This window comes from Acidimicrobiales bacterium, from assembly GCA_036273495.1.
Lineage (GTDB): Bacteria > Actinomycetota > Acidimicrobiia > Acidimicrobiales > JAJPHE01 > DASSEU01.
On the sequence record DASUHN010000331.1, the window covers coordinates 1 to 10135 of the forward strand.

The window sequence follows — 10135 nt, forward strand, 5'->3', positions numbered from 1 at the left end:
GGTCGTCGACGGGGCGGAGCTGGCCGACGTCGGCCACGGGCGCAGGCTGGCCCGGGCGGCGGTCGGGGCCCCCGGAGGCCCGCCGGTGGGGACCGGCCCGTGGGCGGTGGTCGACCGGGCGGGGAACCTGGTCGCGGTGTACGAGGCCGGATCGGCGGCCGACGACCTCCTGCGGGCGGCGGTGGTCCTGGCGCCGGCCTGACGGCGGCGGTCCCCTCCGTGGGGCCGCCTAACGTCAGGTCGTGGAGGTCCTGGCCGACTCCGATCCCTGTCCCGAGCTGACCCACGGCTCGATCGTCACCATCGGCGCCTACGACGGGGTCCACGTGGGCCACCGGGCCGTCATCGCCGAGGTGCGGGCCCGGGCCGCCGCCCAGGGCTGCGCCAGCGTGGTCGTCACCTTCGACCGCCATCCCGCCCAGGTCGTCCGTCCCGAGAACGCCCCTCTGCAGCTCACCGACCTCGACCAGAAGCTCGACCTGCTGGCGGCCACCGGGGTCGACTACACGGTGGTGGTGCGGTTCGACCGGGAGCGGTCCAACGAGTCCGCCGACCACTTCGTGTCCGAGACCCTCGTGGGATGTCTGCGGGCCCGCTGCGTGGTGGTGGGCCACGACTTCCACTTCGGCCACCAGCGGGGCGGGAGCGTGGCCCTGCTCTCGCAGATGGGCAGCCAGCTGGGCTTCGACGTCATCGGGATGCACCTGGTCGGGGGCGGCGGGGATGGCCCGGCGGTCTCGTCCACCCGGATCCGGGGGCTGCTGGCCGAGGGGGAGGTGGAGGAGACCGCCGCCCTGCTGGGGCGGCCCCACGAGGTGCGCGGGACCGTCGAGGAGGGGGACCGGCGGGGCGGCAGCACCCTGGGGTACCCGACCGCCAACGTCATGGTCCCCCCCGAGATCCTCCTGCCCGCCGACGGCGTCTACGCCGGGTGGTACGGCCGGCCCGACGGCAGCGTGCTCCCTGCCGCGGTGTCGCTCGGGCGGCGGCCCACCTTCTATCCGGACGGGGGCCCTCGTCTGCTGGAGGCCCACGTCCTCGACTTCTCCGGCAACCTCTACGGGGAGTCGGCCCGGGTACGGTTCGTGGCCCACGTCCGGAACCAGGAGCGCTTCGACTCCGCCGAGGCCCTGATGGCCCGTATGGCCCGGGACGTCGAGGTGGTCCGGGAGCGCCTGCGGGGATCCCGGAGCGGGGGCGGCTGCTAGTCTCGGGGCCAAGATGTCCCCCGACAAGACCGCCACCATCGAGGCCAACCGGCTGCATCCGAGCGACACCGGATCACCCGAGGTGCAGGTGGCGATCCTCACGGAGCGCATCAATCACCTGACCGAGCACCTCAAGGCCCACAAGGGTGATCACCACACCCGGCGGGGGCTCATGAAGCTGATCGGTCGGCGGCGCCGGCTGCTCGACTACGTGCGGGACAACGATGTCCAGCGTTACCGCACGCTGATCGCCAAGCTCGGCATCCGTCGCTAGAGGTCGCTGTACCAGGCCGGGCGGCCGTCGGGTCAGCTGCCAGTCGCCGGTCACCGAGTCCCGCCACGCTGCGCGGACGGGTGGCCGCCGACTGGGAACTGGCCGGGCCGCCCCGACCCAAGAGCCTGCCCCGGAGCCGGGGTGGGAGGGACTTGCCCCGCTGGGCGGGGCAGGAGGGAGTTGTTAATGGCTGAGCCCGTCAGTGGTTCCGGGGCCGGCGTCGCGTCCCAACCGATCCGCGTCTCGGCGCCGATCAGCGGGACCGACAAGACGCTGTCCTTCGAGACCGGCCTGTTGGCCCCGCAGTCGCAGGGGGCGGTGGTGGGGCGCATCGGGGACACGATGGCGCTGCTCACCGCCAACGCCGAGAAGACGGTGCGGGAGGGGATCGACTTCTTCCCCCTCACGGTCGACATCGAGGAGCGGCGCTATGCCGCCGGCATCATCCCCGGCTCGGTGTTCCGGCGGGAGGGACGGCCCTCCGACGAGGCCATCCTCACCTGCCGGCTGATCGACCGGCCGCTGCGGCCCAGCTTCGCCGACGGCTACCGCAACGAGACCCAGGTCATCGGCACCATCCTCGGCGCCGACATGGAGAATCCTCACGACGTCCTGTGCATCAACGCCGCCAGCGCCGCCCTGATGCTCTCGGGGATCCCGTTCCAGGGCCCGATCGGCGCCGTGCGCATCGCCTGGATGGCGGAGGGCCGCTGGCATCCGCATCCGACGTACCAGGAGGGTGACGACTCGGCGTTCGAGCTGGTCGTGGCCGGGCGCCTCACCGACGACGGCAGCGACGTGGCCATCATGATGGTGGAGGCCGGCGGCACCGAGAAGTCCTGGGAGCTGTACCAGGAGGGCGCCCCGCACGTCACCGAGCAGGTGCTGGCCCAGGGCCTCGACGACGCCAAGCGGTGGATCCGCGAGTCGATCGAGCTGCAGCTCGAGCTGGTCGAGAAGGCCGGAGTCCATTCCCCGATCCCCTACGAGCCCCAGGTCGACTACCAGCCCGACGTCTACTCCAGGGTCGAGGCCCTGGGCGCGGACCGACTGGGCCGGGCGGCCGTCATCGCCGACAAGACCGAGCGCAACGAGGCCACCGAGTCCGCCTCGGCGGCCATCCGCCAGGAGCTGGCCGGGGAGTTCGCCGGGCGGGAGGCCGAGGTCAAAGCGGCCGTGCGCTCACTCACCAAGGCCCTGGTCCGGCGGCGCATCGCCAACGAGGGTCTGCGCATCGACGGCCGGGGGCCGCGGGACATCCGGCCGCTGTCGGCCCAGGTGGGCGTGCTGCCGACCGTGCACGGCTCGGCGCTGTTCCAGCGGGGGGAGACCCAGGTCCTCAACGTCACGACGCTCGGGATGCCGCGCATGGCCCTGGACATCCTGCTGCGCGACAGCCTGACCCCCGACGACCGCAAGCGCTACATGCACCACTACAACATGCCCCCGTTCTCCAACGGGGAGACGGGCCGGGTCGGCGGCACCAAGCGCCGCGAGATCGGCCACGGCCTCCTGGCGGAGCGGGCCCTGCTGCCCGTCGTCCCCCCCGAGGACGAGTTCCCCTACGCCCTGCGACTGGTGTCCGAGGTCCTCTCGTCGAACGGATCGACGTCGATGGCGTCGGTCTGCGGGTCGTCGATGTCGCTGATGGACGCCGGGGTGCCGATCAAGGCCCCGGTGGCCGGCATCGCCATGGGCTTGGTCTACGCCGAGGGCAAGTACACGACGCTCACCGACATCCTCGGTGCCGAGGACGCCTTCGGGGACATGGACTTCAAGGTGGCGGGCACGGCCGACTTCGTCACCGCCCTGCAGCTCGACACCAAGATCGACGGGCTCCCCGCCGAGGTGCTGGCCCAGGCTCTGGAGCAGGCCCGCGAGGCGCGCCTCACGATCCTCGAGGTGATGCGCGGCGCCATTTCCGAACCCCGGCCGACGGTGCGCGAGACCGCCCCCAAGATCGTGTCCTTCGAGATCCCGATGGACAAGATCGGGGAGGTGATCGGGCCCAAGGGCAAGGTCATCAACACCATCCAGCAGGAGACCGGAGCCGACGTCAACGTGGACGACGACGGTGTGATCGGGACGGTCACGATCGGGGCCAAGGAGTCGGCGGCGGTCGACGAGGCCCGGCGGCGGATCGAGCTGATCCTCGATCCCCCCAAGGCCGAGGTGGGGGCGGTCTACACCGGCCGGGTGGTGAACATCACCAAGTTCGGTGCGTTCGTCAACATCCTTCCCGGCCGGGACGGCCTGGTCCACATCTCCAAGCTGGGTCGGGGCCGGCGGGTGGAACGGGTCGAGGACGTCGTCGACCTCGGCGACGAGCTGTCCGTGCGCGTCGACGACATCGACCCTCAGGGCAAGGTGTCGCTCTCTCTGGTGGGCGCCGACGACGGAGCCGGGGCCGACGGCGCTCCCGACGGGGGCGGCCGGTCGGGCGGGGGCCGGGAGCCACGGGGCCAGTCCGAGCGCGCCCCGAGCTCCGAGGAGGTCGTCTCGTTCGAGGACAGCTTCGACCGGGAGCTCAAGGAGACCTTCGGGGACCTCGGTCCCAGCAGCGGGGTCGGGGCCGGCGGCGGCCGGGGGGACAGGGGTGACCGCCCCGGAGGCGGTGACCGCGGCCCGCGGCGCAACCCCCGCCGCGGCCGGGGCTGACGCGGACGGGACTCCCGCACCTCCCACCCGGACCGTGATTCGCACCACGCGGCTCGACAACGGCATCCGGGTGGTGACCGAGTCGATGCCGCACGTCTCGTCGGTGGCGGCCGGGTTCTGGGTCGGGACCGGCAGCCGGGACGAGCCGTCGCGGCTGGCCGGGGCGTCCCACTTCCTCGAGCATCTCCTGTTCAAGGGAACGCCCACCCGCACCGCGGCGGAGATCGCCGAGGCGGTCGACGCCGTCGGCGGGGACATGAACGCCTTCACCACCAAGGAGTACACGGCCTTCTACGTGCGCGTCCTCGGGGAGAGCCTGGATCTCGGCCTGGACATCCTGTCCGACGTGATGTGGGACCCGGCGTTCCGGCCCGACGAGGTCGAGGCCGAGCGCCAGGTGATCGTGGAGGAGATCCTCATGCACTCCGACGAGCCGTCGGAGCTCGTCCACGACCGCCTCCTCGAGGGTCTGTTCCCGGGCCATCCGCTCGGTCGGGACGTGCTCGGGGACGAGGAGTCGATCGCCGCCATGCAAGTGGACGAGATCAGGTCGTTCCACCAGGACCACTACCGCCCGGGGAACATCGTCGTGGCGCTGGCGGGCCGCCTCGAGCACGACGAGGTGGTCGCAGGCATCTCCCGGAGGTTCTCCGGGGTTCCGGGCGGGGAGGCTCCCGGGCGCGTGGCGCCGGAGGTATCCACCGTCCCCGTCGTGCTCACCAACCGGCCCACCGAACAGGCGCACGTGGTCCTGGGCGTGCCCACGTTCGGGCGCCATGACGAGGACCGCTTCTGCCTGGCGGTGCTGGACCACGTGCTCGGAGGCGGCCTGTCCAGCCGCCTGTTCCAGGAGATCCGGGAGCGCCGGGGCCTCGCCTACTCGGTGTACTCGTACCGCACGACGTTCGACGACGCGGGCGTGCTGGCGTTCTATGCCGGGACGGCGCCGGCGCGCGCCCGGGAGGTCCTCGATCGGATGGTCGGGGAGCTGAGCAAGGTCACCTCCGAAGGGGTCACCGAACGCGAGGTGGCGGTGGCCAAGGGCCACATCCGGGGGGAGACCGCCCTCTCGCTCGAGGACTCGGCCGCCCGCATGAGCCGGGTGGCGCGCAGCGAGATGCTCCACGGAGAGGTGATGGACGTCGACGACGTGCTGGCGCGCATCGAGGCGGTGACAGCAGAAGACGTGGGCCGGGTGGCGACCCGGCTGCTCGGCGTCGAGCCGGTGCTGGCCGTGGTCGGACCGTTCGAGGCGGGGGACTTCCCCCCGCTCGACCGCTCCGCCATGGGGGTGGCGTGACGGGCGCGGTCAGGGTCGCCGTGTTCGGGGCCGGGGGCCGGATGGGCTCCACGGTCTGCCGGGCGGTCGCGGCCGATCCCGACCTCGAGCTGGTGGCGGCGGTCGACCCGTCCTACGCCGGGCTGGACCTGCTCCAGGTGGCGGGGGTGGAGGCGGCGGGGATGCTGGTGGCGCCCGACCCGTCCGAGCTCTCCCGGGCCGGTGCGGTAGTGGCGGTGGACTTCACCCGGCTGGACTCGGCCATCGAGAACGCCCGCTGGTGCTCGGCGGCCGGGGTGCACGCCGTGGTCGGGACCAGCGGGTTCGGTCCCGAGCAGCTGGCCCAGCTGCACCGGTTGTTCCCCACCGGGGGCCGGGCCCACTGTCTCGTGGCGGCCAACTTCGCCATCGGGGCGGTGTTGGCCATGCGGTTCGCCGAGATGGCGGCGCCGTGGTTCGAGACGGCGGAGGTGGTCGAGCTGCACCACGACGGCAAGGTCGACGCGCCCTCGGGAACGGCCATGGCCACTGCCGAGCGGATGGGCTCGGCCCGCCGGGCGGCGGGGAGGGAGTGGGCGCCCGACCCCACCCGGGACCTGGCCCTGGACGGGGCGCGGGGCGGCGCCCACGAGTCGGGCGTGAGGATCCACGCCGTGCGCTTGCGCGGGCTGGTGGCCCACCAGGAGGTCCTGCTCGGGACCACCGGGCAGACTCTGTCGATCCGCCACGACTCTTACGACCGGGAATCGTTCATGCCCGGGGTCGTCCTGGCCGTCAAGGCGGTCGGGAACCGCCCCGGCCTCACGGTCGGCCTCGACGCCGTGCTCGGGTTCCCGGCGGCGGACGGGTGAGTTTTGCGGATCCCGGCGGCTGACCCGGGCTGAGACACGAGGGGGCACCGATGCAGGGTCTGATGCAGGACTTTCCGTTGACGATCGACGCGCTGTTCCGACGTGCCGAGGGGGTGTTCGCGGACAGGAGCGTGGCCGACAGCACCGGGGGCGGGGCCGTCCGGCAGGTGGCCTACGGGACGTGGGCGGAGCGGACCCGGCGCCTCGGCGGGGTGTTGGACCGGCTCGGCATCAGCCCCGACGGCCGGGTGGCCACCTTCGGGTGGAACAGCCTGCGGCACCTCGAGCTCTATTTCGCCGCTCCGTGCACCGGGCGGGTGTTGCACACGTTGAACATCCGCCTGTTCGCCGACCAGCTCACCTACATCGCCAACCACGCCGAGGACGAGGTCGTGTTCGTCGACCGCAGCCTGATCGGGCAGCTGTGGCCGCTGGTCGACCAGCTCGAGACCGTGCGCCAATACGTGGTGATGGACGACGGGGCGGGGGACGTGCCCGACGATCCGCGCATCTCCGATTACGAGGAGCTGCTGGCCGAGGCCGACCCGGTCGAGTTCCACGTCGAGGACGAGGGCCAGGCGGCGTCGATGTGCTACACGTCGGGCACCACGGGCAACCCCAAGGGGGTCGTCTACTCGCACCGGTCGGTGGTGCTGCACTCGATGGCCGCGCTGATGGTCGACGGCCTCGGGGTCGGGGAGTCCGACATCGTGTTCCCAGTCGTGCCCATGTTCCACGCCAACGCGTGGGGCCTGTGCCAGGCCGCGGTCATGGCCGGGGCGGCCCTGGTGTTCCCGGGGCGGGACCTCTCGGCGCAGAACGTGGCCGACCTGATGGTGGAGCAGGGCGTCACCCTGGCCGCCGGCGTGCCGACCATCTGGATGGGGGTGCTCCCTCTGCTGGAGGGCCGGGACACGTCGCGCCTGCGCACGATCGTGTGCGGAGGGTCGGCCGTCCCCCGGGCCCTGTCCGAGGCCTACCGGGAGAAGATCGGCCTTCCGATCCTGCAGGCGTGGGGAATGACCGAGACCAGCCCGCTGGCGTCGGTGTGCCGGATCAGGAGCGGTCTGGCCGGTCGTCCCGAGGACGAGCTGGCCGACCTGCGCGCCACCCAGGGCCTGCCGATCCCGCTGGTGGAGGACCGCATCGTCGAACCCGACACCCTGGACGGCCTGCCGTGGGACGGCAAGACGAGTGGTGAGCTCCAGGTGCGGGGTCCGTGGATCGCCCGCACCTACTACAACGACGCCCGCGCCGCCGACTCGTTCACGCCCGACGGCTGGCTGCGCACGGGGGACGTGGCCACCATCAGCCCCGAGGGCTACATCCATCTCGTCGACCGCACCAAGGACCTGATCAAGTCGGGGGGGGAGTGGATCTCGTCGGTCGAGCTCGAGAACGAGCTGATGGCCCATCCGGACATCGCCGAGGCGGCGGTGATAGCGGTGGCCCACGAGAAGTGGGTGGAGCGGCCGCTCGCCTGTGTGGTGGTCCGCCCCGGCGCCGAGCTGACCAAGGAGGAGGTCATCGCCTTCCTCGAGCCCCGCGTCGCCAAATGGTGGCTGCCCGACGACGTCGTGTTCATCGACGAGGTGCCGAAGACGTCGGTGGGCAAGTTCTCCAAGAAGGACCTGCGCGACCGCTTCTCCGGTCACCGCCTGCCCTGACGGGGCCCGCTGGTAGGGTCGCGGCCCGGTGGCCCACCGTTCGGATCCCCGCCTCCGCGTCCTCCACGCCCTGCGGCTCAAGGGGTTCGCCGACGCCGCCACCGTGGGGGTGAGCGCCGGCCTCGACCCGGCCGCCGCCTCGGCCCGACTCGATCACCTCCAGGCCGAGGGCATGGTGACGTTCCGCACCGGGCGGCGCCCGGGCTGGGCCCTCACCACCGCCGGCCGCGAGGAGCACCGCCGGCGGGTCGCCTCCGACCTGGAGGCCGCCCGGTGCCGGGACGCGGTCCACGATGCCTACGAGGCCTTCCTCCGGCTCAACGCCGAGCTCCTGGCCGCCTGCACCGCCTGGCAGCTGCGCGAGATCGACCACCGGCAGGTGGCCAACGACCATTCCGATCCCGCGTACGACGGGGCGGTCCTCAGCCGGCTGCAGCGGGTCGACGAGAGCGTCCGGACCCCGTGCGCGGCGCTGGCGGCATGCATGGAGCGGTTCTCGTGCTATCGCCCCCGCCTGGACGAGGCGCGCGCGCGAGTGGAGGAGGGAGAGGCCGAGTGGTTCACCCGGCCCGACCTGGACTCCTACCACTCGGTCTGGTTCGAGCTGCACGAGGACCTGTTGACCACGCTGGGCCTCGAGCGGGCCACCGAGTCCGAGCGGCTGCTGACCGGGACGGAGCCGTGAGCCGCCCCAGCCGCTTCGGCTCGGTCCTCACCGCCATGGTGACGCCGTTCGACGACGACGGAAACCTCGATCTCGACGGGGCCGTGGCCCTGGCCCGCTGGTTGGCGGACCACGGCAGTGACGGGCTGGTGATCGCGGGCAGCACCGGTGAGGCCACCGCCCTCTCGGACGACGAGAAGCGGGACATGTGGCGCGCCGTGGCCGACGCCGTCACCATTCCGGTCGTGGCCGGCTCGGGCACCGCCGACACGCGCCACTCGGTTGAGCTGACCCAGGCGGCCGAGGCGGCCGGGGTGGCCGGGATCCTGGCCGTGACCCCGTACTACAGCCGCCCCCCGCAGGCCGGCATCGAGGCCCACTTCCGTGCCGTGGCCGCCGCCACCCGTCTCCCGGTGCTGGTCTACGACATACCGATACGGGCCGGACGCAAGCTCGGCCACGACCTGCTCGTGCGCCTGGCCCACGAGGTCCGCAACGTGGTCGGGGTGAAGGACGCATCCGGGGATCCGGCGGCCACCGCCCGACTGGTGGCCGACGTGCCCGAGGACTTTGACGTGATCTCCGGGGAGGACGTCCTCACCCTGGCCCTGCTGGCGGTGGGCGCGCGCGGGGTCATCAGCGTCGAGTCCCACTGGGCCGGGAGGCCGCTCGCGCGGATGATCGCCGCCTTCCGGGACGGTCAGGTCGACGAGGCCCGCCGCCTCAACGCCCGGCTGATCCCGTCGCACACCTTCCAGTCGGGGGACCTCGCTCCCAACCCGGTCCCCACCAAGGCGATGTTGCGCGTGCTCGGTCTCCCGGGGGGGCAGTGCCGCCTACCGCTGGGGCCGGCGCCGGACGGCCTGGAGGACACGGCGCGCAAGGTCCTCGAGGGGTTGGGGGCGGACGGCCCACTTGGCTGAGGCCGTCACCATCACCTTCCTCGGCGGGCTGGGGGAGATCGGCCGCAACTGCGCCGCCATCGAGCACGGCGGTCGGATCCTGCTCGTCGACTGCGGGCTCATGTTCCCCGACCTCGACATGCCCGGCGTCGATCTCGTCCTGCCGGACTTCACCTGGCTGCGCGAGAACGGGGAGCGGATCGAGGGTTGCGTGCTGACCCACGGCCACGAGGACCACACCGGCGGCCTGGCCTTCCTGCTGCGCGAGCTCTCCTTCCCCCTCTACGGGTCGGCGCTGACCCTGGGGCTGGCCCGCAGCCGGATCGAGGAGGCGGGGGTCCTCCAGCGCACCGAGCTCGTTCCCCTGGCGGACGGCGAGCGCCGCCGCGTCGGGCCGTTCGACGTCGAGTGCATACCGGTGGCCCACTCGGTGCCCCACGGGTTTGCCCTCGCCTTCCACACCCCTCAGGGCGTGATCCTCCACTCCGGGGACTTCAAGCTCGACATGACGCCCGTCGACGGGCGTCGCACCGACCTCGCTCGGATCGGCGCGCTCGCCGACGGCGAGGGCATCCGGCTCCTCCTCGGGGACTCGACGAACGCCGAGGAGCCTGGCCACACCAAGAGCGAGC

Annotated in this window: 10 protein-coding genes; all 10 read left to right on the top strand. The window is 72.4% G+C overall.

Features of this window, described 5'->3' with window-relative positions; translation table 11 throughout:
- On the top strand, nucleotides 1–202 hold a 202-nt coding region (locus tag VFW24_14140), incomplete at its 5' end, for a hypothetical protein (protein ID HEX5267901.1).
- 40 nt (nucleotides 203–242) lie between these two features.
- Nucleotides 243–1208 carry a bifunctional riboflavin kinase/FAD synthetase gene (locus VFW24_14145; GenBank protein ID HEX5267902.1) on the top strand — a complete coding sequence of 322 codons (966 nt, stop codon included), beginning with the start codon at nucleotides 243–245 and terminating at the stop codon, nucleotides 1206–1208.
- A gap of 13 nt (nucleotides 1209–1221) precedes the next feature.
- Entirely contained in the window at nucleotides 1222–1482 is a 261-nt protein-coding gene (gene rpsO / locus VFW24_14150; protein ID HEX5267903.1) for a 30S ribosomal protein S15, read from the top strand.
- 186 nt (nucleotides 1483–1668) lie between these two features.
- Nucleotides 1669–4140: a polyribonucleotide nucleotidyltransferase gene (locus VFW24_14155; GenBank protein ID HEX5267904.1), complete on the top strand. Its 2472-nt coding sequence runs from the start codon at nucleotides 1669–1671 to the stop codon at nucleotides 4138–4140.
- 34 nt (nucleotides 4141–4174) lie between these two features.
- Nucleotides 4175–5440: a pitrilysin family protein gene (locus VFW24_14160; GenBank protein HEX5267905.1), complete on the top strand. Its 1266-nt coding sequence runs from the start codon at nucleotides 4175–4177 to the stop codon at nucleotides 5438–5440.
- Nucleotides 5437–6270, top strand: a complete 834-nt coding sequence (dapB, locus tag VFW24_14165) for a 4-hydroxy-tetrahydrodipicolinate reductase (protein HEX5267906.1) — start codon at nucleotides 5437–5439, stop codon at nucleotides 6268–6270. Before VFW24_14160 ends, dapB begins: the two co-directional genes overlap by 4 nt.
- A gap of 50 nt (nucleotides 6271–6320) precedes the next feature.
- On the top strand, nucleotides 6321–7937 hold the full coding sequence (locus VFW24_14170) for a long-chain fatty acid--CoA ligase (protein ID HEX5267907.1): 1617 nt from the start codon (nucleotides 6321–6323) through the stop codon (nucleotides 7935–7937).
- Nucleotides 7938–7965: 28 nt separating this feature from the next.
- Nucleotides 7966–8622 (top strand): hypothetical protein, encoded by a 657-nt coding sequence (locus tag VFW24_14175; protein HEX5267908.1) that lies wholly within the window; start codon nucleotides 7966–7968, stop codon nucleotides 8620–8622.
- Nucleotides 8619–9524 (top strand): 4-hydroxy-tetrahydrodipicolinate synthase, encoded by a 906-nt coding sequence (dapA, locus tag VFW24_14180; GenBank protein ID HEX5267909.1) that lies wholly within the window; start codon nucleotides 8619–8621, stop codon nucleotides 9522–9524. The genes VFW24_14175 and dapA overlap by 4 nt, the downstream gene beginning before the upstream one ends.
- Nucleotides 9517–10135: ribonuclease J (locus VFW24_14185; protein ID HEX5267910.1), on the top strand; the 619-nt coding region annotated here is incomplete at its 3' end. The genes dapA and VFW24_14185, both read left to right, overlap by 8 nt.